Source organism: Salinihabitans flavidus, assembly GCF_900110425.1.
GTDB lineage: Bacteria > Pseudomonadota > Alphaproteobacteria > Rhodobacterales > Rhodobacteraceae > Salinihabitans > Salinihabitans flavidus.
Genome location: NZ_FODS01000024.1, coordinates 1 through 24,407, shown reverse-complemented (window position 1 = coordinate 24,407; position 24,407 = coordinate 1). Strand labels below are relative to the sequence as shown.

Below are 24,407 nucleotides of genomic sequence, written 5' to 3'. Positions count from 1 at the left end.
TCGTGGGATCAGAGTCGCACCAGATCTCAAAAACCCGCAAAACGCCTTTGAAAACAGCCAACTCGTCGTTGCTAGGAAAACCGTAACGAATAAGCTAACAAAAATATAACAGGCATCGACATTCCCTTGCCCCAAAATTCACTGCCCTCCGCCAAACGTCACCGGATTTTCCTGAGAAAAAGCAAAGAAATACAGGTTTTGTCCGCTCTTTCCTTTCATGTTCGCCTTTTTTGCTTATACTGTCGCGATATACGAACATAGAGAGCATCCATATGACCTCCAGCAGCTTATCCGGGCTTCCTCCCTATCTTCGGATTGATCCGGACGCGGCCTCTTCCGCGCTCGGAGCGCCTGCGACAACCGAAGACTTCCAGGCGATTGCCCATGCCTATGCCCGTGGGCGGGCAGATCTGGCATCGCGCGGAATGGAGGAGCACGGCACCCGGCAATTGCGCCTGTTCTCCACCTGGGAAATTACGCGGTATCTGATCCCCGTCGCCACCGGCCATTTCCGTCGGGTGTTGAAACAGAACCCGGACCTTCCGCAAGGGCGCAGCGAGACAGATGGCGGCGCCAAGTGGTTTTCCCTCGATGAGGTGTTGCGGCTCCGGGCCCATTTTGCCGCCGAAGGGTCCAAGGCCAAGAATTACCTCCCCTACCGCCCCAAGGATCTACCGGCCAAAATCACGGCAGTGGCCAATTTCAAGGGCGGCGTGGGCAAGACCTCAACGGCGGCGCATCTGGCAATGGCGGCCGCGCTCGATGGCTACCGGGTGCTGGTGGTCGATCTCGACAGCCAGGGCTCGATGACCTCGATTTTCGGCGGCCGGGTGAGCGATGAATGGCAGACGGTCTTTCCGCTTCTGGCGCGCCATTACGCCAACTATCTCCGGGCCGAGAATCAACGCCGGCTGGATCGGGGCGACGCGCCGCAACCGCTCGACGACACGCTTGGCGAAGCGCTGGAGTGCCGAAGCCAGGACATGATCCAGAAAACCCACTGGCCGAATATCGACCTGATCGGGGCCCAGCTCAATCTCTACTGGGCCGAGTTTCAGGTGCCGGTCTGGCGCATGCAGGGGCGCGGCTGGAAACTCTGGGACGCCCTGACCGACATCTTTACCGCCGACGGGGTGCTGGACTCCTATGATGTCATCTTTCTCGATACCCCCCCTGCCCTCGGCTACCTGACGATCAACGGGCTGGCGGCCGCGGATATTCTCCTGGTGCCGCTCGGGGCCTCCTTTCTGGAGTTCGATTCCACGGGGCGGTTCTTCGATATGCTGCACTCGACCTTCAGTTCGATCGAGGATGCGGAGAACATGGCGGCCCGCGCCCTAGGGCGGGACCGGCTGGCATTTCAATGGGACGCGGTGCGCGCCCTCATCACTCGCTACGACGGCACCCAGCAGGCCGAACTGGCCGCGCTGATGCAGGCCTATCTCGGGTCGGCCCTCAGCCCTGAACGGCAGGATTACACCGCCCTGATCGGTCAGGCGGGCGAACAGGTGCGCGGTATATACGAGGCCGACTACCGCGATTTCAATCGCGAAACCTATGTGCGGGGGCGCGAGGTGTTCGACGCCACCTATACCACGTTCAAGCAGTTGCTCGTGGGAAGCTGGCGTCGCGATGAGCTTGCCGCGCAGGCGGCGGCAGAGTGAGGGGGGATGTTTCGCTGCGAAACGCCGCGCGGCTGTCTCGCAGCGTCGGAGTTTGACAGAAAAGGTGTCTTGATATGGCAAAACGCAAACGTTTGGCGCCGATCGGGCCGGGGCATCTGCCCGCCGCTCCGCAGGATGAGACAAGCGCTCTTCACGCAGATGACGCGCCTGGTTCTCAGTTCCCCGGGCCCACACAGCGCCGGGCCCCCATCGCCGATGTGGCCGCTGACGTCGCGGCCCGCGCAGCGCTGGATGAAATGAGCACCAGCCTGATCCGGGCAAGGGACAGCGGGCGGATGGTGATCGAGATTCCGCTGGACGAGATCCGGGATGATTATATCTCCCGCGACCGGATGGTGCTGGACCCCGAGGAGCAGGCGGCGCTGATGGACAGCCTCAGGGCGCGGGGCCAGCAGACGCCGATCGAGGTGGTCTCCCTGCCCGACAGCGGCGGCTACGGGCTGCTCTCGGGCTGGCGCCGCTGCCAGGCGTTGCGGGCGCTCCACGCGGAGACCGGTGACGCGCGGTATGCAAAGGCACTGGTTCTTCTGCGCCAGCCTGAAGACATAGCGCAGGCGTATCTGAGCATGGTCGAGGAAAACGAGATCCGGGCCAATCTGAGCTATTATGAGCGGGCGCATATCGTTGTGGAATCCGTCGATCAGGGCGTGTTCGAGACGGATCGCGCGGCCCTGTCGCATCTCTTTGGCTCCGCCACCCGACCGCGTCGGTCGAAGATCGGCTCTTTCCTGCCGATCGTGCGCGCGCTTGATGGGGCGCTGCGTTTTCCCGATGCGATGACCGAACGCCTTGGCCTCGTCCTGTCGCGCGCCCTGAAAGAGGATGCCGGCCTGCAAGGTCGCCTGCGCGCGGCGCTTACCGCGCGTCCCCCGACCGATGCCACTGAAGAACAGGCAACCCTGAAGGCTGTGCTGGAGGAGAAAAAACAGTCTCTATCAGCGGCAACAGGGACACATTCCACACAGAAGGAGGCGAATGTAGAAGCCCTGCCCGGCCTGAATGTGACACAGCGCCGGGACGGCAGTCTCATGCTGAGCGGTCCGCGGATGGATGATGCCCTGCGCCGCGATCTGATGGCGTGGCTGCGCGATCGCACCGGCGGCTGAGGCTGGCCGACGTGAGTTGCGAAGCGGCCCTGTTTCGCTGCGAAACACCGTATCGGTCTTCCGCCCGCAGTCCGGATGGCCCTGAGCCTGCGCTGGTTGAGGCGGCCGGGGCGGAGCGGCAATTGCAATCCACGAATCCGCGATATAGACGAATGCGCCGGGGGGCAGGGGTCATGCAACAACTGAAATCTGGACAGAACGTCGGATCGGTGCCGATGCCGGGGCGCCGGAGCCTGTCCCGGTTCGGGCGGCTCCATCAGGTGTTCCGGCGCTATGCCGCGCGCCATCTGACCTTGTCCGGCGCCGGGTGCGACCTGTCAGAGGCCACGGGCGGGGCGGTGCCGGGGGTGCTGGACCCGGTGGTGCTCGATCAGGGGCGGTTGGTCCTGTCCGGGCGCGCCGAGGCAGAACTGGTCTCGGTGAGGATCGGCCCCGCGCGCCATGAAACCCGCCCCGTGGTGACATCGGGAAAGACCGGGGCGGGCCAGTTCGGGTTCGATCTGCCCTTTGCGCCGGCGCCCTTGCATCTGGAATTCACACGCGGCGGTGTGGGCTATGGGGTGCATCTGCCCGGGTTTCGCCGCTGGCGGGTGCAACTTGCCACCTTCGCCCTTTGGCCGCGCTTCGGGGCGACCCTGTTCCGGACCCTGCCGGATTTGTGGCGCTGGCGCAGGCATGGTGATTTCGGTGCGCGTGAGGCGGTGAAGACCGCACTGGGTCTGTCCGCGCAGATCCCGGCCCAACCTCTCGACTCCCGCCTTTTCGAGCCTGCCGGGACGCCTGCGCCCAAGGCCGGGGGCGACGGGGTGACGATCATCCTGCCGGTTTTCAACGCCTTCGAGTTGCTCGAAGAGGCGTTGGGTCGTGTGGCGCGCCACACCGATCTGCCGTGGCGCCTGATCCTGATCGAAGACGCCTCGACCGATCCCCGTGTCCGACCTTTCCTGCGCGACTGGGCCGGGCGGAACGGGCAGGGGGGGCAGATCGAGTTGATCGAAAACTCGCAGAACCTCGGGTTCATCGCCTCGGTCAACACGGGGTTTGCCCGGGCCCTGGAGGGCTGTGGCGGGGAAGGCCCGGTGATCGTGCTCAATTCCGATGCCTTCGTGCCGGAAGGCTGGGCCTCGCGCCTGATCGGACCGCTTCTGGAGGATCGCACGGTGGCCAGCGTCACCCCGATGTCCAACGACGCCGAGATTTTCTCGGCCCCGGTCATCTGCCGGGCGAGCGGGCTCGATCCCGGCGAGGGGGACCGGCTCGATGCCATCGCCCGGCGCTTTCATCCCGGTGCCGCGCTGGCCGAGGCCCCGACCGGGGTGGGGTTCTGCATGGCCATGAGCCGCGCTTTTCTTGCGCAGGTGCCACACTTCGATACCGCGTTCGGGCGCGGCTATGGAGAAGAGACGGATTGGTGCCAGAAGACCCGCGCCCTTGGGGGGCGCCATCTGGGTCTGGCAGGGCTCTTCGTGGAGCACCGCGGGGCGGGGTCTTTCGGAACCGCGGAAAAGCGCCGGCGGATGGTGGACAGCGCCGCGGTGATCGCACGGCGCTACCCGGACTATGATCGGCAGGTTCAGGAGTTCATCCGCCGTGACCCGATGACCACCGCACGGCTGGCGCTTGCGGTCGCCTGGGCGGCGGCGCGGCAGGACGGGCGCATGCCGCTCTATCTCGCCCATGCGATGGGGGGCGGCGCCGAGAAGTATCTCGAACGCCGCGTTGCCAAGGACATCGCGGCCGGGGGGGCGGCGCTGGTTCTGCGGGTCGGACAGATGCACCGCTGGCGGCTGGAGGTGCACGGCGCCGATGGCATCACCCAGGGTGTGTGTGACGATTTCACCCTGATCGAACGGATTCTGGAGCCGGTGAACGCGCGCCGCGTGGTGTATAACTGCGGGGCCGGCGACCGCGATCCGGCGGCGTTGCCGGGCATGCTGCGCAAGCTGGCAAGCGGGGATGAGGACCGGATCGAGGTGCTGATTCACGATTACCTGCCGCTCAGCCCGTCTTATACGCTTCTGGACGCCGACGGGCTCTACCGCGGTCTGCCAAAGACCGGCAACTGCGATCCGGCGCATGTTTTTCAACGGGCCGATGGCACGACGGTGAGCCTGACCGAATGGCGCGCGGCCTGGTGCGGACTGATGGTCGCCGCCGATGAGGTCACCGTCTTTTCAGAGGCCAGCCGCGCCCTCGTCACGCAGGCGTGCCCCGGCGCGGCGGCGGTGCGGGTGCGCCCGCATCTGCCCCTGTCCGACATTTCCCGCGTCGCGCCGCCGGAGCCGGGGGCGCGGCCGGTCATCGGGGTTCTGGGCAATGTCGGCTATCAGAAGGGGGCCGCGGTCCTGTCCGGCCTCAGTCGTTTGCTGGCCGGTGACCGGCGCGCGGATCTGGTGGTCATCGGCAATCTCGATCCCGGCTATCGCCTGGCGCCACCCGCCATCGTGCATGGCAACTATCGCCACGCGGATATTCCCGCGCTGGTGGCCCGCTATGGCATCACCGGCTGGGTGATTCCGTCAGTCTGGCCGGAGACCTTTTCCTTTGCCACCCGCGAGGCGCTGGCGACCGGCCTGCCGGTCTGGTGTTTCGATCTCGGGGCCCAGGCCGAGGCGGTGCGCGCGGCGCTGGAGACGGGCGGGCAGGGGGGTGTGGTGCCACTGACGGACGGGCAGGGCGATCCCGCGCGCCTGCTTGAAGATGTGCTGCGTTTCTGGGAAGGTCGCGCGCGAAAATGAACCGGGGTGTTGAGGATATATCCCGACCAGAGACGGACCCGGTATCGGTATGAGGGACATCACCTGCATTCTGCATATCGGCGCCCCGAAATGCGGCAGTTCGGCCTTGCAATCGGCGCTCTCGGCGCAGCCCGACCTGAGCGATGAGACCGGGCAAAAGTATCGTTATACCGTTTACCGGGCGGATGTGGGCCAAGGCCGTGTGTTGTCTGGCCGGTCCCTGCGCCTGGCGGCCCGGACATCGCCCTATGGCTATGCCAGTTGGCCCAATATTCCCGGTAAGGAGACGCCGGGGGCTTTCTGGGCCGCAATGCGCCGGACGGTCGCGGACGGCCACCGGAGAGGCTATGTGCCGATCCTGTCGAACGAAGGGTGGATTGCCCATGCCGAGGCCTTCGCGGCGCATTTCCCGGATGCCTCGGAGAGACGGATAGAGGTGATCGCTTTCGTGCGCCCGCCGCTGGAATGGCTCAACGCGGCCTATTGGCAATGGGGCGTGTGGAGCGGGCTGAGCTTCGATGTCTGGCTGTCCCGGCCTGCCATCCGCTACCGCCTGGGAGAGCAGCTCGAAGCCTGGTCGCGGGTGCCGGGGGTGCGGCTCCGTGTGCAGACGGCCAAGCAGGACGTGACCGGGGCCTTCGCCGGGCAGTTCGGTCTTGCGCTGGAAAGCGGACAGGCGAAAAACGCCTCCGCGCCGCCGGCCCTGATCGGGTTTCTTCTGCGCAACCGCCGCTTTCGTCCCACCGCGCACGACTCGGCGGTTGAGTTCGTGTTCCAACGCTGGTGCCGGGTGACGACCGCACACGGTCTTTGGGGCTTCAAACCCCGTCAGGTCCAGCGCATTCGGGCCGATTTGCGGGCCGATGTGGACCGGCTTCTTGCCGCGGTCTCGCCGGTCGACGCGGAGGCGTTGCTGACCGATCCACGCTGGTACCGGGAAGCGGCCTATCATGACCGGATCACTGCCCCGACACCGGCCCTCGACGATCCCGAGGCTCTGGCCGAGCTTGACGCGGCCCTGCGCGACGGGCTGGAGGCCTGCGCGGCAGCCGCGGGGACGGCCCTGCCCGCGCTGCCGTCCTGGCCGGCCGCATCCGCATCGCTGGAAGAGTGGGACGCGGTGGTGGCCCGCACCCTGGAGGCGCTCCTCGATGCTGACCGGGCCTATCGTCTGGGCCGCTTGTCGACCTCCCGGCTGGGCCGCTGGCTGTCGGCAAAGCTGTCGTCCGGCCCGTCCGCGCGCAGTTTGCAAAAAAAGGCATGAACAGGCCGTTCAGGGCCGGTTCACACGGAGTTCAGAAGATCGCGGTGGTATCGGCGCAGCAGGAGCAGGCCGATCACCAGCGTGATCATCCCAACCCCGGCCACGTAGGGGACCGAGACATAGGTCGCATCGTAGCTGGGATAGAACCCGCGCCGCATCAGACCCACAATATGCACCAGCGGGTTATACCATAACCAGTCACGATAAGGCTGAGGCACGCCTTCGAAGAGAAAGAAGATACAAGAAATGATGAACAGCGGCCGCGTCAGGATCGACCAGGCACTCTTCCACACACTGAAGCGGGACATCAGGAAACAGTTCAGAACGCCGATCCCCAGCGTCATAAGCGTTACGAGTGCATAGGTCTGGGCGATCGTCGCCAGATCCGGCATGACACGGGTGTCGAAGATCATGATGATGCCGACGAAAATCACGTAACCGACCAGAAGCTGGGTAATCACATTCAGTATGAAGCGCGCCAGGATGGCATCGATGAAGGTCACCGTGGGATAGGCCAGTAACTGTTTGGAGAACAGAAGCGAACTGGAAACCTTCTGGCTTATGTTGGTGAAGAACATGAATGGCACCAGCCCGGTGGCATAGAAGATCGGGAAGCTGACCCCCAGGGCCGGAGTTCGGAAGGCAAGCGAAAAGATCAGCGACATCAGGGCGATGCCCCCCGCAGGCTCCAGCACCGCCCAGATATACCCGCCGGGAGACCGGCCATAGGTGGTGGCCATCTCCCGCAGCACCAGCGCGACGATGGTGCGGACCGACGCGAAACGCCGGGTCGGGGGGCGTGGGATCTGGGCCGAGGGGATGTCGTGCGATGATGTCATGAAACTCCCGATCAACCGGCAAAGGCCATGTGAATAAAGTGACATTCGGGCCGATTCAGCCCATTGGAGTCAGGGTCATATACCGCCATAATGATGATGCAAATACAAGAGAGCGACCGCGTGACGCAGAAATCTCAAACGCCCCGGACCCCTCCGGTCACGTCGACCTCCGAAACGGAAGGACCGGCGCCGGCCAACGCGCGGCCAGGGCCCGGCCCGGCCCGGCAGCAACAACAACAGCCGGGAAAACCCGGTCCCGGCGGGCCGCAGGCCAAGGGACCGGGGCCGGCCAAGGGACCGCAGGCGGTAGCAGGGGAGGGCGCGCCGGCACAGCCGGACTCCCCCCAGCCGGCCCAGCCCAAGCCGCAGGCGTCCCCGGCTGCGGTGCCCCCCCCGGCCCCGGCCGCCCGCGCGAAGACGCGTCACTGGCTGGTGCTGGTGAGCTTCTTTCTCATGGTCGCGGCCCCGGCCGGAGGGGCGAGCTGGTACCTGTGGCGGGTCGCGGTCGATCAATATGCGTCGACCGTCGCCTTCTCGGTGCGGCGCGAAGAGGCAAGCTCGGCGGTCGAGACACTGATAGGAATCACCGGCATCTCGGGATCGAGTTCCACGGATACCGATATCCTTTATGAATTTCTGCAAAGCCAGCGGCTTGTGGCGGAAATGGATGAGGAAGTGGATCTGCGCGGCAAATGGTCGAAACCGGAGGGCGATCCGATCTTTACCTTCGATTCGCCGGGCTCGATCGAGGATCTGGTCGACTACTGGGGTCGAATGGTCAAGATCTACTACGACAGCGGCGCGGGGCTGCTCGAGATCCGTGTGCAGGCCTTCGAGGCGGAGGATGCCACCCTCATCGCCGAGACGCTGTTCGACAAGAGCGCGGAGATGATCAACGAACTCAGTGACATCGCGCGCGAGGACGCGATCAGATACGCCCGCGACGAGCTTGAAGGCGCGGTGGAGCGCCTCAAGGTGGCGCGCGAGGCGGTCACACAGTTCCGCAACACCCATCAGCTGGTGGATCCATCGGTCGATATGCAGACCCAGGCCGGACTTCTGGGCAATCTTCAGGCGCAGTTGGCCGAGGCGCTGATCGAGGTCGATATCCTGAGCGAGTCTACCGGGGTCAACGATCCACGTATGGCCCAGGCCCGGCGCAGGGTCGAGGTGATCCAGGCCCGGATCGCGGACGAGCGGCGCAAACTGGGGCAGGGGGAGCAGAGCGTGACCGGCGAGGTCTTCGCCGATCTGGTGGGGGAATACGAACGGCTGACCGTCGACCGTGAATTCGCCGAGAACACCTATACGTCGGCGATGGCGGCCTATGATGCGGCGCTGGCCGAGGCCCGGCGCAAAAGCCGTTATCTGGCGGCGCATGTGAAGCCCACCATGGCCGAAACGGCGCGCTATCCCGACCGGCCGCAGATCATACTCCTGCTGTCGCTGTTCCTGTTCCTGACCTGGGTGACCGTCATGCTGGTTGTCTATTCCATCCGGGACCGGCGATGATCCGCTTCGAGAATCTCACCAAGGTGTTTCATCTGGGCCACGGCGGAACCAAGGTCGTGGCCGACAATATCAACGTGGTGTTTCCCACCGGCCGGGTCGTGGCGCTTCTGGGCCGCAACGGGGCCGGGAAATCGACCCTTCTGAGCATGATCGCCGGAACCGTATTGCCGAGCAGCGGGCAAATCGTCTCGACCGGCACGATTTCCTGGCCTGTCGGGTTTGCCGGCTCATTTCACCCCGAACTGACGGGCTTGCAGAACACGCTGTTCATCGCGCGCATCTATGGCGCCGATACCGAGGCGCTGGTGACATTCGTCGAAGGGTTCGCGGGCCTCGGGCAGCATTTTCGTCAACCCTTGCGCACCTATTCGTCCGGGATGAAATCGCGCCTGGCCTTTGGCGTGTCGATGGGAATTCGTTTCGATACCTATCTGGTGGACGAGGTGACCGCCGTGGGGGATGCTGCGTTCCGCGCCAAAAGCGCCGAGGTCTTCCGCGCCCGGATGGAACAGGCCGGGGCGGTCATGGTCAGCCATTCCATGCCGCAGGTGAGCCAGCTTTGCGATGCGGGGGCGGTGCTGGAGAATGGCAATCTGATTTATTATGACGATCTCGACGCGGCCATCGCGCATCACGAACGGAACATGCGCAAAGCGGGCTAGGGAGAGTCCGGGCTGAACGGGAAGATGTCGAAAATGACGCGTGTTACGCAAAGCGGAAATATCACGGTTTTGGGCGGGTGACAGGAAACGCAAGCACATCGCCGCCCCCACGTCCGCCTTCACGGGTGCTGGTCATGGGGGCGACGGGGCGGGTCGGGCGGCTGCTGTCGCGCGCCTGGGCCGGCGCCGCGGGGCAGGGGGTCGCGCCGCTCTGGCAGGGGCGGCGCCCATGCCCCGGACAGGACCGGCTTGCTCTCGATCCGCTGGCCGACCCCGAAGGGCTGGTGCGCGCCGCCGGGGGCATGGGCGCGATTCTCGTGCTGGCGGGGGTGACACCGGCCACCGCCGCGCACCCGGGCGATTACCGTGCCAATACCGAACTGGCGCTTGCGGCCATCGCCGCGGCAGAGCGTGCCGGCGTGCCGCGGGTCTTTCTGGCCTCGTCGGTGGCGGTCTATGGCGCGCCGGGGCAGGGGGGCATGCTGCGCGAGGACGGTCCGGCAGAGCCGGTGTCCGACTACGGCCGTGCCAAGCTGGAGATGGAGGATGCCGCGCAGGCGGCGTCCCGGACCGCCGGGGTAATCGCCCTGCGCATCGGCAATGTCGCCGGGGCCGATCAGCTTCTGGGCCCCGGCCGGCGCGACGTCAGGCTCGATATCTTTCCCGATGGCACCGCGCCGCGGCGCAGCTATATCGGCCCGGGAACGCTGGCGCGGGTGCTGTCGGATCTGCTGCATCACCCCGGCCCGCTGCCGGAGTGCCTCAATCTTTCGGCGCCCGGCGCGGTGAGCATGGCCGATCTGCTGCGCGCCGCCGGAATGCCCGTTCGCGCCCGGCCCGCACCCGCCGGCCTGATCCCCGCCGTGGAGCTTGACGTGTCCCGCCTGGCCGGCCTGGTCCCGCTTGCGCCCGGGGACGGCAGCCCGGAGGCGATCGTGCGCGACTGGGACACCCTCACCGGCGGGCAGGCGATATGAAACGCGCGTTCGATCTGATCCTCGCGCTCCTGCTGTGCGTGCTTCTGGCGCCGCTCTTTCTCCTGCTGACGGCGCTCATTCTTCTCCGCGACGGGCTGCCGGTCTTTTATGTCTCCGAACGGATGCGCGCGCCGGGATATCCGTTCCGCCTGTGGAAATTCCGCACCATGCGCGTCGCCGCCCGCGACAGCGGCGTGTCGGGCGGCGACAAGGCGGCCCGGGTCACGCCGACCGGGCGTTTCCTGCGCCGCACGCGTCTTGATGAGCTGCCCCAGCTTCTCAACGTCCTGCGCGGCGACATCAGCTTCGTCGGCCCGCGCCCGCCGCTGCGGCAATATGTCGAGCAGTACCCCGACATCTATGCCGAGGTGCTGGCCTGCCGTCCGGGCATCACCGGGCTGGCCACGCTGATCTGTCACGGCCATGAGGAACGGCTTCTGGCCCGCTGCGCCACGCCCGAGGAGACCGACGCCGTCTATCGCCGCGCCTGCATTCCGCGCAAGGCCCGGCTTGACCTGATCTACCGCGACAACTGGTCTGTCTGTCTCGATCTGTGGATCATGTGGGAAACCCTGAAGCGGGTGCTGCGCCGCCGCTGAGGGCCGTTCAGCGCGTGTAGTGCCCGGCCCGGTGCCAGCGCCACGCATCGGCGATCATCGTGTCCAGATCGGAGCGGGCCGGGCGCCAGCCCAGCTCCTTCTCGGCGCGGGTCGATCCGGAGACCAGTCGGGTGCAGTCGCCGGCGCGGCGCGGGCCGATCTCATGGGGCACCTCGCGGCCCGTGACCGCCTGCGCATGGGTCATGACCTCGCGCACGGAAAAGCCCGATCCGGTGCCAAGGTTGAAGACGCGGCTGCCTTTCGCGGCCTGAAGCCAGCGCAGCCCCAGCACATGCGCCTCCACCAGATCGCAGACATGGACGTAATCGCGGATGCAGGTGCCGTCGGGCGTGTCGTAATCGGTGCCGAAAACGGTCAGCGCCGGGCGCGTGCCGTCGGTCGCCTCCAGCATCAGCGGCACCAGATGGGTTTCGGGGCGGTGAAACTCGCCGATCTCGGCCTCCGGATCGGCGCCGGCCACGTTGAAATAGCGGAAGATCACCGATTGCAGCCCGTGCGCGGCCTCGAAATCGCGCAGCATGTCCTCGATCGCGCGCTTGGAGGCGCCATAGGCGTTGATCGGCTCCTGCGGGGTGTGTTCATCCAGCACGACATTGTCATGCTCGCCATAGGTGGCGCAGGTGGAGGAAAAGACGATATGCGGGCAGCCGGCCGCTACCGCCGCCTCGATCAGGTTCAGAGAGGCCGCGACATTGCCGCGCCAGTATTTGCCGGGGTCCTGCATGCTTTCGCCAACCAGCGACAGGGCCGCGAAATGCATCACCGCCACCGGGCGATGCCGGGCAAAAACCTCATCGAGCCGCGCCCGGTCGAGCAGATCACCCTCCTCGAAGGGGCCGAATTTCACCGCATCGCGCCAGCCGGTGCACAGGTTGTCATAGGTGACAGGCTCGAAACCCGCCGCCTTCAGCGCCTTGCAGGCATGCGAGCCGATATAGCCGGCCCCGCCGGTGACAAGAACACTTCGCACGGGGGATCTCCCTTTCAGGTTTCATGTCTGCACTCCGGCTCCTTGGTTTTACAGCGCGCACGACATTGCAACAGGAAAGTTTCCCGGTTTCGGGGCGGTGGCGCCTTCATATTTAACATAATCTTTATTATAGGATAATCAGAAGATCACGTTCCGGCCCCGCCGCCGGCGTCAGCATTCCTGCCGCACGGTCTCCACGATATTGGTCAGAACGCTGTCGAGCCGGCCCAGGTTCTCGGCCTCGCCCATCACCCGGATCATCGGCTCTGTCCCCGATTTGCGGATCAATAGCCGGCCCGTGCCGCCCAGTTTCCTTTCGCCCGCCGCGATCGCCTCCTGCACCGCCTCCGACTCGAGCGGGTCGGTGCCGGGCGCATAGCGGATGTTGACGAGCTTTTGCGGAATCGGCTCGAACACATGGACAAGCGCGCTGGCCTTCTGTTTCGTCTCTACCATGGCCGACAGGAACTGAAGCGCGCCGATAAGCCCGTCGCCGGTCGTGGCATAGTCGCTCAGGATCAGATGCCCCGACTGCTCTCCGCCCAGGTTGAATCCGTCCGCGCGCATCCGCTCCACGACATAGCGGTCGCCCACGTCGGTCCGCACCAGCCCGATGCCCCGCCCTTCGAGGAACCGCTCCAGCCCCAGGTTGGACATGACCGTGGCGACAAGGGCATTGCCCTTCAGCCGCCCCTGCTCGGCCCAGCGGGAGGCGATCAGCCCCATGATCTGATCGCCGTCGGCCACCCGGCCCGTTTCGTCGATGATCACGACCCTGTCGGCATCGCCATCGAGGCAGATCCCGACATCGGCGCGGGTCTCGCGCACCCGCTGCGCGGCGACCTCGGGGTGGTTGGAGCCGCACTCGGCATTGATGTTGAACCCGTTGGGGCTGACGCCGATGGAGATGACCTCGGCCCCCAGCTCCCACAGCACGGTCGGCGCGGTGCGATAGGCCGCCCCGTTGGCGCAATCGAGCACCACCCGCAACCCGTCAAGGCGCCGCCGGTTGGGAAAGGTGGTCTTGGCATACTCCACATAGCGGCCCCGCGCATCCTCCAGCCGCATGGCCCGGCCGATATTGTCCGGCGCGGCAAGCGCGATGTCGGTTTCGAAAAGCCGCATGATCTCGCCCTCGGCGTCATCGTTCAGCTTGAATCCGTCCGGGCCGAACAGCTTGATCCCGTTGTCCTTCGCCGGGTTGTGGCTGGCCGAGATCATCACCCCGACATCGGCGCGCAGGCTGTGGGTCAGATAGCCGATCGCCGGGGTCGGCACCGGCCCGAGCAGAAAGACGCTCATCCCGGTGGAGGTGAACCCCGCGGTGAGCGCGTTCTCGATCATGTAGCCGGAGCGCCGCGTATCCTTGCCGATCACCACCCGGTGATCCTGCTTGTCGGTGCGGAAATACCGCCCCGCGGCGGCGGCAAGACGCAGCGCCACATCGGCCGTCATCGGCCAGCTGTTCGCCTGCCCGCGCACCCCGTCGGTCCCAAAAAGCCGTCTTGTCATGATCTTCTTTCGAATTGACGCGATTCCGGACGGTTCTGGGCCAACGGCGCCGCCAAGGCAAGCCTTCCGCCTCCGCAGATTGTGCCGACGCCGCGCGCGGCGCGCCTATTCCACGGTCACCGATTTGGCCAGATTGCGGGGCTGATCCACATCCGTCCCCTTCTCGACCGCGGTGTGATAGGCCAGCTGCTGCATCGGCACCACATAGGCGATCGCCGCGAACGGCCCCTCGATGGCCGGCATCTCGATGGTCTGCCACAGCCCTTCCCCGGCCGCCGCCAGCCCCTCGGCGTCGCTGACCAGAACGACCTTGCCCGCCCGCGCCAGAACCTCCTGGATATTGGACAGCACCTTGTCGAAAAGCGGCCCGGACGGGGCGAGCACCACCACCGGCATCTCTTCGTCGATGAGCGCGATAGGCCCGTGTTTCAGCTCGCCGGCAGCATAGCCTTCGGCGTGGATGTAGCTGATTTCCTTGAGCTTGAGCGCCCCTTCCAGCGCGATGGGATAAAACGGACCGCGCCCCAGAAACAGCACGTCGGCATGGCGGGCCAGCTGGGCGCTCACGGCCTGCACGCGCGGCGCCAGTGCCAGCGCCGCGCTGACCTGTCCGGGCACCTGGCGCAGCAGGCCGGACAGGCGGCTGTCCTCCCCGGCGTCGATCGTGCCGGTCTGGCGCGCGGCCTGCAAGGCCATGGCCGCCAGCACCACGAGCTGACAGCTGAACGCCTTGGTCGAGGCCACGCCGATCTCCGGGCCGGCCAGAATCGGCAGGGCCAGATCGCTTTCGCGCGCGATGGAGCTTTCGGCGGCGTTGACGATGGAGACGATCTTTCCCGCCCGCCCCCGGCAATACCGCAGCGCGGCCAGCGTGTCGGCGGTCTCGCCCGACTGGCTGACGAAAAGCGCCAGCGTGCGCGCATTGAGCGGCGGCTCGCGGTAGCGGAACTCCGAGGCGATATCGACCTCCACGGGCAGGCCGGCGATCTGTTCGAACCAGTATTTCGACACGAAACAGGCCAGAGAGGCGGTGCCGCAGGCCACCATCACGATCCGGTCGATCCCCGAGAAATCCAGTTCGGCCTCAAGCTGGCGGCGACCGTCGCACGGATCGAGGTAGTAGGTCAGCGCATGGCTCAGGACCTCGGGCTGCTCGGCGATCTCCTTGGCCATGAAATGCCGGTGCCCGGCCTTGTCGATCGCGCCCGGATCAAGGGTGACCGTCTTGCGCGGCCGCTCCACCGGGGCCTGATCGGCGTCGAAGAAATGCGCCCCGGCGCGGGTGACCACGGCGATATCGCCCTCTTCGAGATAGGTGATCTGATCGGTCATCGGCGCCAGCGCCAGCGCATCGGAGCCGACATACATTTCCCCCTCGCCCCAGCCGATGGCCAGCGGGCTGCCCTTGCGGGCGGCGACGAGCAGATCCTCCTCGCCCTCGAACAGGAAGCACAGCGCATAGGCCCCGGTCAGATCGGCCACCGTCGCCTTGGCCGCGGCAACCGGATCGTGCCCCTGATCGAGATACCAGTTGCACAGCATGGCCACGGTTTCGGTGTCGGTCTCGGTTTCCGGCACGATCTGCCGGCTTTCCAGAAAGGTCCGCAGCGCGCGGTAATTCTCGATGATCCCGTTATGCACCACGGCCACGCGGCCGCGGGCATGGGGGTGGGCGTTCATCGTGGTCGGCGCGCCGTGGGTGGCCCAGCGGGTGTGGCCGATCCCCGCCGTTCCGGACAGCGGATCATGCACCAGCAGATCGTTGAGATTGACCAGTTTCCCAGGACTGCGCCGCCGGTCCAGCCGTCCGCCTTCCACCGTGGCGATCCCGGCGCTGTCATAGCCCCGGTATTCCAGCCGCCGGAGCGCGTCGACAAGGATCGGGGCCGCCTGATGCCGCCCCAGAACTCCCACTATTCCGCACATCGGGCCGGTCCTTTCCTGTTCCTCAGTTGCCGGCGGCCTTCGCCTTGAGATCCATGAGCCGCGCCCGCAGGCGGCGGGCCAGTCCCGGCTTGTTGCTCTGCTTGCCCCGGGCCAGCGCCAGCGCCCCGTCCGGCACGTCCCCGGTAATGGTCGATCCCGCCGCGACCATCGCCTCCGCACCCACCGACACCGGGGCCACCAGCGCCGCGTTGGAGCCGATGAAGGCCCCCGCGCCGATCCGCGTGCGGTGCTTCATCACCCCGTCATAGTTGCAGGTGATCGTCCCGGCGCCGATATTGGCGCCCGCGCCGACCTCGGCATCGCCGACATAGGACAGGTGGTTGACCTTGGCCCCCTCCGCGATGTCGGCGGCCTTGATCTCGACGAAATTGCCGATCCGCGCGTGCTGTCCGATGCGCGTGCCGGGGCGCAGCCGCGCATAGGGGCCGATCACGGCCCCCGGCCCGACATGGCATCCTTCCAGGTGGCTGAAGGCCCGCAGGCGCGCGCGCGCCTGCACCGTGACGCCGGGGCCGAAGACCACGTTGGGCTCGATCTCCACGTCGCGGCCCAGCACCGTGTCGAAGGCGAAATGCACCGTCTCGGGCGCGATGAGCGTGGTCCCCTCCCGCATCGCCTCGTCGCGGCGGCGCGCCTGCCAGACGGCCTCGGCGGTGGCCAGCTCGGCCCGCGAGTTGATCCCCAGCGTTTCGGCCTCGTCGCAGGTGACGGCGACACAGCGCCGCCCGGCCCCGTTCGCCAGCGCGACGATATCGGTGAGGTAGTATTCCTCCGCGGCGTTGTCGTTGCCCACCTGTGCGATCAGTTCGAACAGAAGGGCCCGGTCGGCGCAGATCACGCCGGAATTGCACAGGCGAACGGCCAGCTCCGCCTCGGTGGCGTCCCGGGCCTCGACGATCCGCTCCAGCCGGTCGCCCCGGGTGATCAGGCGGCCATAGCGGCCCGGCTCCGCCGCCTCGAAGCCCAGAACCGCCACATCGGCGCCGCCGCGCCGCGCGGCCAGCATGGCGCGCAGCGTGCCGGGCCGGATGAAGGGGGTATCGCCGTAAAGCACGATGACATCGCCGGAAAACCCCTCCATCGCGGCCTGCGCCTGGTCGACCGCGTGGGCGGTGCCCAGTTGCGCGCGTTGCAGGGCGAGACGCGCCTCCGGATCGACCCCGTCCACGGCCTCGCGCACCTGCTCGGCCCCGTGCCCGGCGACCACCACCGTGACCTCGGGGTTCAGCGCTGCCGCCGTGCGCATCGCATGGGCAAGCAAAGGGGCCTGCGCCACGGGATGCAGGACCTTGGGCAGGTCGGACGCCATGCGCGTGCCCTTGCCGGCCGCCAGTATGATGAACGCAAGAGACATGGGTCGCGATCTGCCTGTGTTGAGCGGCGCCAGACTTGTCAAAATCGCGCCGGAAAAGCAATTCGTTTCTGGCCGGCCGCCCCGGCCTCAGATCCGCCCCAGCGTGGCCGCCAGGTAAAACAGCGCGGTTCCGGCGCGGCTCTGGCGATGCACCCCGGCGCGCATCAGATGCGGCAGGCCGAGGGGCCCCCGGCCCAGACCGGCGCGCAGGCTGGCAAGGATCGCCCGGTTCTCCGCCGTCAGCAGCGCCCCGGCCTGCCCGAGCGCGGCGCTCTGCGCGTCGATCCAGCGCCCGTATTCGCCCCCGAACACCATGGCCAGCCGCCTCAGGCGCGTGCGCGCGCCGCGATGCGCGCCCAGAACGTTGACCGCGTGCTGCCGGTACAGCAGCACCCGCGCCTCGTCGATCAGCACCGCCCCGCCCGCGCCGCTGATCAGCTGATAGAGCCACCAGTCGTGATAGGCGATCCCGGCGGGCGGCCCGGCCGCGCGCACCAGCGACAGCGCGGCACCGTTCATCGCGGCGCTGTGGCCGCTGACGATATTCTGGGTCAGCGCGTTGGCGAACCTCGGCGCGCGGCGTGGCGGGCGCGACGCCCCGATCGGGCGGAGCGCCTCATCCACGTGCACGCTCTGCGCGCCGTAAAGCGCCGGACGCTCGCGCGGCGCCGCCGCCAGCCGCCGCGCCGCGCGTTCGAGCTTGTCGGGATGCCAGACATCGTCCTGATCGCAGAGCGCGACAAGACCGCCGGGCAGATCCGGGTGGCACAGAAGCGACATGAAATTCGCCGCCGCCCCCTGCCGCGGCCCGTCGATCAGGCGGATATCGCGTGTCGTCGCATGGGTATCGCGGAAGGCTTCGGCAATGGCGCGGCTGCCGTCGGTGGAGCCGTCGTCGCTGATCCACAGCGACCAGTCCGCATGGCTCTGTTCCAGAAGGGAGGCGAGCTGCGCAGGCAGGAAGCGCGCGCCATTCGCGGTGCAGAGCAGTATCGTGACAGGGGGCAGGGGCTGCGACATTGCTTGCGTGTTCTGGCGCAAGCGTCCGGCGCGCGCAAGCGGGGACGGCCCCTTCGGCAGCCCCTTCCGTTAATTTTAGCGAAACGCCTTGTTGAAACTGCAATTGGTTCCCGAGGTCTTAATCACGCCCGTCCTACGCTTCCGGCATGGTTCATTATGTGAGCCACCGCTCCAGCGCACTTTACAGTTTGAGCCAGATATTTTCTGGTGTACCGATGCGCCACATTAGGCAAACCGTGGGCGTTTTATAGGGAAAACATGGGCGGATTAAAAATCGCGGTAGCGGGAATCGGCTATGTCGGTCTGTCCAATGCGGTCCTGCTCGCCCAGCACAACCAAGTGTGGGCTCTGGATATAGATTCTCAGAGGGTTGATGACATCAATCGGCGCCGATGCCCTTTGACCGATCCAGAACTTGAGACTTATCTTGCCACCCATGACCTCGACCTGACCGCGACAACCGATCCGGAAACGGCTCTGGCCGAAGCAGATTACGTGATCATCGCAACCCCCACCAATTACGATCCGGTGGCTAATTTCTTCGACACATCCACGGTTGAAAGCGTGGTGAACGATGCACTTCGGCTGAATTCGAAGGCGACGCTGGTGATCAAGTCCACGGTGCCGGTGGGGTTCACCGAAGACCTGAACGCGCGGCTGGGGAGTGACCGGGTCATTTTCAGCCCGGAATTCCTCCGTGAGGGGCGAGCACTCTATGACAACTTGTATCCGTCGCGCATCGTCGTGGGTGAGGACAGTGACCGGGCGCACCGCTTTGCCGCGCTGCTAACGGATGGCGCGGAGGCAGAGGATATTCCGACCCTGTTCACCCGATCCACCGAAGCCGAGGCGATCAAGCTCTTCGCCAATACGTATCTCGCGATGCGGGTGGCCTTTTTCAACGAGCTTGACAGCTACGCCCTGTCCCGCGGGTTGACCTCGCACCAGATCATAGAGGGCGTCGGACTCGATCCGCGCATCGGAACGCATTACAACAACCCCTCCTTCGGATATGGTGGTTATTGCTTGCCCAAGGATACCAAGCAGTTGCTGGCCAATTACACGGATATACCGCAAAATCTGGTCCGCGCCGTTGTCGATGCCAACCGGACGCGCAAGGATTTCATCGCCGAGCGCATCCTCCAGCGCGAGCCGAAGCGGGTTGGCATTTACCGGCTCGTGATGAAAGCCGGTTCGGACAATTACCGGCACAGCTCAGTTCAGGGAATCATGAAGCGCATCAAGGCTAAGGGCATTGAAGTGCTGGTCTATGAGCCGACGATGGAAGAGACGCAGTTCTACGGAAGCCGAGTGACCCACGATCTTGCTGCCTTTAAGGCCGATTGCGACCTGATTGTTGCCAACCGCCTGAGCCCGGAACTTGATGATGTAGCCGACCGGATCTTCACCCGCGATCTTTCCGGGCTCGATTGATCCAGCGGGAAACAGCTGGGATCACATCATGCATTCTAGCAATATCCCAGCCTTGAGGGTAGCCTCTTCGCCTCGAAGGCTGAAAGGTACGCGCCTCAGAAGCCCGAGAATACCATGTCGAGGGCGCCCTTGATCTCGTAGTCCTGCGCCGAGAGATCAGCAATGCTCGCGCCCCTCAGGAGGTCGGATGGCACGGCGGCCAACTCCGCAGTGTGCAGGACATGGTCGACGCCTCCGATCTTCAGGATGGGCTCGAGCCGTCCGAGGGGTGTTGGCCCAGTCGATCGTGGCAGCAGGGGCGCAACGACGCGGGTGCCGGTGTCGATAAGATCGGTCTGAAGATCAAGCAGCAGTCGATCACCGGCAACACGGTAGACGTGAAACTGAGCCATCAGTCGAGCCGAAGGGCCTGCAGGTCTGCCAGCGGCGTTCCGTTGGCGTCGATCCAGGCCCGGCGCTCGGTAATCGCCATTGCGTTCTCTTCGGCCCAGGCTGCCGCCTCAGCCTGCCTCACGGCCTTGGCAAGTGCCTGGTCGCTGATGGCGGACACATTCAGGCCAAGCTTGCGTGCGGCGGCCAGGTTGGCTGCGCTCAGGGTGACATTCGTGCGTTGTTTTTCGCGGGTGGTTTGAGGCATCATGTAATACATATCTTTCATGTGTAACATTTACACATGAAAGATATGTATTACAAGTGCATAGAATTCTCATTCGTCGTTCAACATTCTTTGGGACAACATCCGAACTTTGCAAGGGTATTGCCGTGTAAAGGGGCCGTCTCACCTATACCTGCAACCACGATGGAACGTCGATTGAGGCGCTTGACCAGATACTGCAGGAGTCGCGCCAACAATGTCGCGATGGCATTGTGGAAGCTCTGGTGATCAGCGATCAGCATTTCCTGAAGTTGCCTGAAGGAACTCGGTCTGCCGTCGGCTCGTGCTTCATACGTATTGCTCAGGATTGGGGTTAGACAAGACGCAGGCAACACTAGAGCGCCCGGCAGCGGAGCCTTCGCTCCGGGCGCCTTCTTTGGCGCATCCACCTGCCGCCCGATCCGCGACCGAACCAATCGGCGGGTCCTTCCCGCGGCTTGCCGCGTATACGGGCGCGCAAGGCGCATGTGTTTCGGATCGCTAAACGAAACACAAAGCCTAAATCTTCGTGGCTAAACGGTCCCGGGATCGTTCGGCCCGTCATTCGGAAACGATGGAAAGGACGAGACGTCCGCGCGGGGAGCGCGCGGCGCGCAGCTGTCATGACGCAACTGAACACGACGCAACTGGCCGAGCGCCTGGGAAAGACGAAGGCGCGGATCAGCCAGTATGTCTCCGAGGGCAAGCTCGACGGGTGCTTCACCGGCACCGGCCACGCGCGGCGGTTCGATCTTGAAAAGAGCGTGAGGGCGCTGAGGATGCAAGTCCTCAAAGGAGAGGCTGGCCAACATGACATGTCTATGGCAAACGGGCATAATCCGTTGCTGGATCGGGTGCTGGCGAGCACACGCCCCCGCAATGGTCATCAGCGCTGCTCTGTGGTGACCATTGCGGGGGCGGCACCCTACCCCTACCCCAGCCCACGGCGTGTGTGGCACAGGGCAGGTAGCACACGGCCTTGTCGTGCCCGTGCGGCTTCTGCCCAGGAGAGAGACCGTAGCTAATCATGATACCGCTCAGGAGGGAAAAGTGTGACGTTTGCGGGGGGTGCGTAACGCGACCGTAACGTTTGGTGTAACGGAGGTAAGTGTTTGATGTGATTAGAGGAAACCGGAAAAAACCTTGCAATGTGACGGTGTTACGCTCTCAGGAGCACACCCCAATAGCGTGCGCGCGTGAAAGGTATACGGATCTAGGCGTCACGCCGTTATATAAATCTATTTATTGTAAAAAGATTAATTAAAACAAAGGGCTGATGTGAAACTCAAAGTGTAACGATTGCGTAACGGTAGGGAGCAAAACGTTACGGTTTGGAAAGGCAAGCAAGATGGGGAGGGGGAGTATGTATGAACTGCCTTCCCCTGCAAGTGATTTGTCGATGCGCCGCTGGCCCTGCTTCTATGTATTCGGTCTTTCTTCGGGGCCATTTGATTCACCCCTGACCAAGATGGGAAGTCGCGTGTTCTGTGTCTCGTTAGCTCACCGGCACTCAGGGGCCATGCTCCCCGTCAGACTGACAAGACGCCGGTCGGTCGTTGGTCCATCTCCTCCTCGCTCGCAGATTCCTTTTTCTCGGTTGTGCTTCGGTTCGACTACAGGCCGCTCAGTGCATTGGGTCTATATCGCTCACCCTTCGTCAACACAGCCCAAGCGATACGCGCCATCTTGTTGGTGGCCATGGCGACGGCCGCGACGTTCACATGCGCTCGCTCCTTCAGTGCGTCAGCCCTAGCCGTTATCGGCGATGTCCTGTCACGCACGAGATGCAGCACCGTCCGGGCTCCGTGAATGAAGAGTTTGCGCAAGTATCGATTGCCGTGCTTCGAGATGCCGATCAGCTTGGCATTGCCACCTGTCGTGACCTGCCGCGGCACCAGGCCGAGCCATGCGGCGAGATCGCGTCCTTTTCAAAGCTGGTGCCGGTGCCGACAGCGGCCACAAGCGCCGTCGCAATTGTCGGGCCAACGCCGGGGATCTCTATCAGCCGCTGCATATCGGCATCCGTCTTGGCCAGTGCCTTGATCTCGGCATCGATGACCGCGACCCGGTCATTGATCACGTCCAGCTCTGACGCCATGTCGGACAGAAGGATGAGCATTCGGCGTGAAAGATCGTCGGTGTCCTCCACGGCCAATCTGGTCAGTTCCTTTTGGAAGACGTGGCGCCCTGTTTCTACACGGATGCCGCGTTTCATCAGGAAACCGCGGCCCTGATTGATCAGCCGCGTCCTATCCGTCACCAGACGCTCCCGCGCACGGTGCAGGGCCTGAAGATCAAGCTGTTCTTCCGATTTGATTGCAACGAATGACATCGTCGGGCGCGTCGCGGCTTCGGCCATTGCCTCCGTCCGCATCACGGTCATCGTTCTTGTGAACCTTCACATAGGGTCGGACATAGGGTGGCGACATCAGCCGAGGCTCATGCCCGATCTGATGACAAAAGCGCCCGATATGATGAGCGCCGCCGCAGGCTTCCATTGCAACAATGCAGGGCGGAAGCCCTTCCAGGAAGTCCAGTAGACGATGCCGCTGGATACGCTTACGAAACACAATCGCTCCTGCTTCATCCAGCCCGGCAAGACTGCAAACGGTCTTGCCCAGATCAATTCCCAAAATCTTGATGTCCATCAGACGCTCCTCTCTCCACTTATGCCCGCAACAATAGCAGCGGTTTGGTGGGAAGGCAGTTCATCCCATTAGCTCACTCTTCACGCTCTCCGAAAACTGAATTTCTTGGCAGTTTAATAAGATGGTTCTTACTTGCCATGGATTTGCCGGTTTCATGTCCAGCGGCAATCACGCCTTTCCCTGACTCTCGATACTGAAACAGAAGCACTCAGTATTGGAGAAATCTAGATGGGCCGTGGTATCCATGGAACAGATGGCGATGATGTCATACACGCGATCGCAGACACAAATGGGCAAATTCATCTCTTCGCTAACGGTGGGAACGATATCATACGGATGGATTTTTCCGGTGATTTCAGCGGAGCCGACCCGGGTGATGTGGTGAATGGTCACCACATTTACGGCGGGGCAGGGGCAGATGAATTTCGTTTTGAAAACATCTCCAATGTGATCAACGAAGGGGTTCGAGTCGTCGGTAGAATTGATGATCTTAATGTATCCGAGGACACCATATGGGTTGAGGACACTAAGGTCGACCTGAACAACTTACCCGAAAAGGTACAACTTGATGATGGTACTGCGGTCACTGTTCGCATCGTCGAATATGAGATCCAAGATCCGCTTGGCAACGCGCCCTTGGACCCTCAGCAATTTCTACTCATCGGTGACAACATTATGTATGCGATCGAGGGGGCCCGGTTGGACTCCACGAGTCCGACCGGCGAAGAAAAACATTTCTTCGACTGGACCGAGGACCCGGATGACTTGAAAGCTGTCGAGTTCAAAGACCAGATCAACTACGTACCCTCGGGCGCGTATGATCCAATGGATATCGATGAGGTATACGATCTCGGCAGGTCAACCTTCACAGGTTCGAACGGCAATGACATGATTTATTTCAACAAGCTAGGCTCCGGCGATGGAAACCAGATTTTTGGAGCGGGTGGCAATGATGTCATCAATGCTGGACAAGGGAATGATAGTGTCGACGGAGGTGCTGGGGACGACCTTATAGCTGGAGGCCTCGATAATGATCTGTTGCTGGGAAGATCTGGCTACGACAGGCTTTGGGGCGGTAGCGGAGAGGACACGCTTCACGGCGGCACCGGCAATGATACGCTGCACGGCGGGGCAGGCGCCGATCTCATGATCGGTGGTGTGGGGGACGACACCTATTACGTTGACCATGCGGGGGATACCGTTCGCGAACGGCCCGATCAGGGCCATGACCAGGTCATTTCCAGCGTCAGCTTTTCGCTTCGCAATCACAGCCAGCACCTGGAGGAGCTGAAGCTGACCGGAAATGCCAATGCGTTCGCCGTCGGAAATTCACAGGACAACCGGATCGTGGGTAATTCCGGCGACAACGTGCTGAATGGTGCGTGGGGCAACGATACGCTGATCGGAGGAGAGGGTGACGACACATTCCGTGACAATCATGGGAAAGATCTCATGATCGGTGGTGCCGGGAACGACACCTATTAC

At 64.1% G+C, this 24,407-nt stretch carries 19 protein-coding genes and 2 pseudogenes; 11 read left to right on the top strand and 10 right to left on the bottom strand.

Annotated features, from left to right (window positions below):
• Positions 1-272 precede the first annotated feature (272 nt).
• From BMW66_RS15935 to BMW66_RS15920, 4 genes are all read left to right on the top strand, one after another.
• Positions 273-1,664 (top strand): AAA family ATPase, encoded by a 1,392-nt coding sequence (locus BMW66_RS15935; protein ID WP_093119930.1) that lies wholly within the window; start codon positions 273-275, stop codon positions 1,662-1,664.
• Positions 1,665-1,738: 74 nt separating this feature from the next.
• Entirely contained in the window at positions 1,739-2,791 is a 1,053-nt protein-coding gene (locus BMW66_RS15930) for a ParB/RepB/Spo0J family partition protein (RefSeq protein WP_093119929.1), read from the top strand.
• Between the two features lie 173 nt (positions 2,792-2,964).
• Positions 2,965-5,529 carry a glycosyltransferase family 2 protein gene (locus BMW66_RS15925; protein ID WP_245729515.1) on the top strand — a complete coding sequence of 855 codons (2,565 nt, stop codon included), beginning with the start codon at positions 2,965-2,967 and terminating at the stop codon, positions 5,527-5,529.
• A 49-nt stretch (positions 5,530-5,578) separates the two neighbouring features.
• Positions 5,579-6,793, top strand: coding sequence for a hypothetical protein (locus tag BMW66_RS15920; protein ID WP_093119927.1), 1,215 nt, complete (start codon positions 5,579-5,581; stop codon positions 6,791-6,793).
• Positions 6,794-6,813: 20 nt separating this feature from the next.
• Here BMW66_RS15920 and BMW66_RS15915 read toward each other — a convergent pair whose 3' ends face one another.
• Positions 6,814-7,632 carry an ABC transporter permease gene (locus BMW66_RS15915; RefSeq protein WP_093119959.1) on the bottom strand — a complete coding sequence of 273 codons (819 nt, stop codon included), beginning with the start codon at positions 7,630-7,632 and terminating at the stop codon, positions 6,814-6,816.
• A gap of 384 nt (positions 7,633-8,016) precedes the next feature.
• Here BMW66_RS15915 and BMW66_RS15910 point away from each other — a divergent pair, with 384 nt between their 5' ends.
• The 4 genes from BMW66_RS15910 (at position 8,017) to BMW66_RS15895 (ending at position 11,382) form a co-directional block, all read left to right on the top strand.
• Positions 8,017-9,144 (top strand): KpsE/RkpR family capsule polysaccharide export protein, encoded by a 1,128-nt coding sequence (locus BMW66_RS15910; protein WP_093119957.1) that lies wholly within the window; start codon positions 8,017-8,019, stop codon positions 9,142-9,144.
• Positions 9,141-9,806, top strand: coding sequence for an ABC transporter ATP-binding protein (locus BMW66_RS15905; RefSeq protein WP_093119925.1), 666 nt, complete (start codon positions 9,141-9,143; stop codon positions 9,804-9,806). Before BMW66_RS15910 ends, BMW66_RS15905 begins: the two co-directional genes overlap by 4 nt.
• Before the next feature lie 134 nt (positions 9,807-9,940).
• Positions 9,941-10,783 carry an NAD-dependent epimerase/dehydratase family protein gene (locus BMW66_RS15900; protein ID WP_093119923.1) on the top strand — a complete coding sequence of 281 codons (843 nt, stop codon included), beginning with the start codon at positions 9,941-9,943 and terminating at the stop codon, positions 10,781-10,783.
• Complete coding sequence (locus tag BMW66_RS15895) at positions 10,780-11,382, top strand: sugar transferase (protein ID WP_093119921.1); 603 nt, start codon at positions 10,780-10,782, stop codon at positions 11,380-11,382. The genes BMW66_RS15900 and BMW66_RS15895 overlap by 4 nt, the downstream gene beginning before the upstream one ends.
• A gap of 7 nt (positions 11,383-11,389) precedes the next feature.
• Here the strand turns inward: BMW66_RS15895 and galE are convergent, their stop codons facing one another.
• The 5 genes from galE to BMW66_RS15870 form a co-directional block, all read right to left on the bottom strand.
• On the bottom strand, positions 11,390-12,373 hold the full coding sequence (gene galE / locus BMW66_RS15890; RefSeq protein ID WP_093119919.1) for a UDP-glucose 4-epimerase GalE: 984 nt from the start codon (positions 12,371-12,373) through the stop codon (positions 11,390-11,392).
• A 171-nt stretch (positions 12,374-12,544) separates the two neighbouring features.
• Positions 12,545-13,885 (bottom strand): phosphoglucosamine mutase, encoded by a 1,341-nt coding sequence (gene glmM / locus BMW66_RS15885; protein ID WP_093119917.1) that lies wholly within the window; start codon positions 13,883-13,885, stop codon positions 12,545-12,547.
• A gap of 105 nt (positions 13,886-13,990) precedes the next feature.
• Positions 13,991-15,811, bottom strand: a complete 1,821-nt coding sequence (gene glmS, locus BMW66_RS15880) for a glutamine--fructose-6-phosphate transaminase (isomerizing) (RefSeq protein ID WP_093119915.1) — start codon at positions 15,809-15,811, stop codon at positions 13,991-13,993.
• Between the two features lie 22 nt (positions 15,812-15,833).
• Positions 15,834-17,186, bottom strand: coding sequence for a bifunctional UDP-N-acetylglucosamine diphosphorylase/glucosamine-1-phosphate N-acetyltransferase GlmU (gene glmU / locus BMW66_RS15875; protein ID WP_093119913.1), 1,353 nt, complete (start codon positions 17,184-17,186; stop codon positions 15,834-15,836).
• A gap of 87 nt (positions 17,187-17,273) precedes the next feature.
• Positions 17,274-18,206 carry a glycosyltransferase gene (locus tag BMW66_RS15870; protein WP_093119911.1) on the bottom strand — a complete coding sequence of 311 codons (933 nt, stop codon included), beginning with the start codon at positions 18,204-18,206 and terminating at the stop codon, positions 17,274-17,276.
• A 258-nt stretch (positions 18,207-18,464) separates the two neighbouring features.
• Between BMW66_RS15870 and BMW66_RS15865 the strand changes: the two genes are divergently transcribed.
• Positions 18,465-19,640 (top strand): nucleotide sugar dehydrogenase, encoded by a 1,176-nt coding sequence (locus BMW66_RS15865; RefSeq protein WP_093119909.1) that lies wholly within the window; start codon positions 18,465-18,467, stop codon positions 19,638-19,640.
• Positions 19,641-19,735: 95 nt separating this feature from the next.
• Here the strand turns inward: BMW66_RS15865 and BMW66_RS15860 are convergent, their stop codons facing one another.
• Positions 19,736-20,032: a CcdB family protein gene (locus tag BMW66_RS15860; protein WP_093119907.1), complete on the bottom strand. Its 297-nt coding sequence runs from the start codon at positions 20,030-20,032 to the stop codon at positions 19,736-19,738.
• The gene (locus BMW66_RS15855; protein WP_245729514.1) at positions 20,032-20,298 is read right to left on the bottom strand and encodes a type II toxin-antitoxin system CcdA family antitoxin; all 267 of its coding nucleotides are present in this window, start codon (positions 20,296-20,298) and stop codon (positions 20,032-20,034) included. The genes BMW66_RS15860 and BMW66_RS15855 overlap by 1 nt, the downstream gene beginning before the upstream one ends.
• A gap of 128 nt (positions 20,299-20,426) precedes the next feature.
• Between BMW66_RS15855 and BMW66_RS20870 the strand changes: the two are divergent.
• Positions 20,427-20,612: pseudogene (locus tag BMW66_RS20870) on the top strand (BLUF domain-containing protein); the annotation flags it as partial.
• Positions 20,613-20,807: 195 nt separating this feature from the next.
• Here the strand turns inward: BMW66_RS20870 and BMW66_RS15845 are convergent.
• Positions 20,808-21,086, bottom strand: coding sequence for a hypothetical protein (locus tag BMW66_RS15845; RefSeq protein WP_093119904.1), 279 nt, complete (start codon positions 21,084-21,086; stop codon positions 20,808-20,810).
• An 801-nt stretch (positions 21,087-21,887) separates the two neighbouring features.
• Positions 21,888-22,922, bottom strand: a pseudogene (locus tag BMW66_RS15840) (IS110 family RNA-guided transposase).
• 228 nt (positions 22,923-23,150) lie between these two features.
• Between BMW66_RS15840 and BMW66_RS15835 the strand changes: the two are divergent.
• On the top strand, positions 23,151-24,407 hold a 1,257-nt coding region (locus BMW66_RS15835; RefSeq protein WP_425441336.1), incomplete at its 3' end, for a calcium-binding protein.

What these genes read in the sequence shown, in the direction of transcription:
- BMW66_RS15915 (WP_093119959.1), bottom strand. Translation starts at nt 7,632, where the DNA reads ATGACATCATCGCACGACATCCCCTCGGCCCAGATCCCACGCCCCCCG.
- glmS (WP_093119915.1), bottom strand. Translation starts at nt 15,811, where the DNA reads ATGTGCGGAATAGTGGGAGTTCTGGGGCGGCATCAGGCGGCCCCGATC.
- BMW66_RS15900 (WP_093119923.1), top strand. Translation starts at nt 9,941, where the DNA reads ATGGGGGCGACGGGGCGGGTCGGGCGGCTGCTGTCGCGCGCCTGGGCC.
- BMW66_RS15865 (WP_093119909.1), top strand. Translation starts at nt 18,465, where the DNA reads ATGGGCGGATTAAAAATCGCGGTAGCGGGAATCGGCTATGTCGGTCTG.
- BMW66_RS15845 (WP_093119904.1), bottom strand. Translation starts at nt 21,086, where the DNA reads ATGTTGGCCAGCCTCTCCTTTGAGGACTTGCATCCTCAGCGCCCTCAC.
- BMW66_RS15855 (WP_245729514.1), bottom strand. Translation starts at nt 20,298, where the DNA reads ATGAAAGATATGTATTACATGATGCCTCAAACCACCCGCGAAAAACAA.
- glmU (WP_093119913.1), bottom strand. Translation starts at nt 17,186, where the DNA reads ATGTCTCTTGCGTTCATCATACTGGCGGCCGGCAAGGGCACGCGCATG.
- BMW66_RS15920 (WP_093119927.1), top strand. Translation starts at nt 5,579, where the DNA reads ATGAGGGACATCACCTGCATTCTGCATATCGGCGCCCCGAAATGCGGC.
- BMW66_RS15935 (WP_093119930.1), top strand. Translation starts at nt 273, where the DNA reads ATGACCTCCAGCAGCTTATCCGGGCTTCCTCCCTATCTTCGGATTGAT.
- BMW66_RS15930 (WP_093119929.1), top strand. Translation starts at nt 1,739, where the DNA reads ATGGCAAAACGCAAACGTTTGGCGCCGATCGGGCCGGGGCATCTGCCC.
- BMW66_RS15860 (WP_093119907.1), bottom strand. Translation starts at nt 20,032, where the DNA reads ATGGCTCAGTTTCACGTCTACCGTGTTGCCGGTGATCGACTGCTGCTT.
- BMW66_RS15895 (WP_093119921.1), top strand. Translation starts at nt 10,780, where the DNA reads ATGAAACGCGCGTTCGATCTGATCCTCGCGCTCCTGCTGTGCGTGCTT.
- BMW66_RS15925 (WP_245729515.1), top strand. Translation starts at nt 2,965, where the DNA reads ATGCAACAACTGAAATCTGGACAGAACGTCGGATCGGTGCCGATGCCG.
- BMW66_RS15870 (WP_093119911.1), bottom strand. Translation starts at nt 18,206, where the DNA reads ATGTCGCAGCCCCTGCCCCCTGTCACGATACTGCTCTGCACCGCGAAT.
- glmM (WP_093119917.1), bottom strand. Translation starts at nt 13,885, where the DNA reads ATGACAAGACGGCTTTTTGGGACCGACGGGGTGCGCGGGCAGGCGAAC.
- BMW66_RS15905 (WP_093119925.1), top strand. Translation starts at nt 9,141, where the DNA reads ATGATCCGCTTCGAGAATCTCACCAAGGTGTTTCATCTGGGCCACGGC.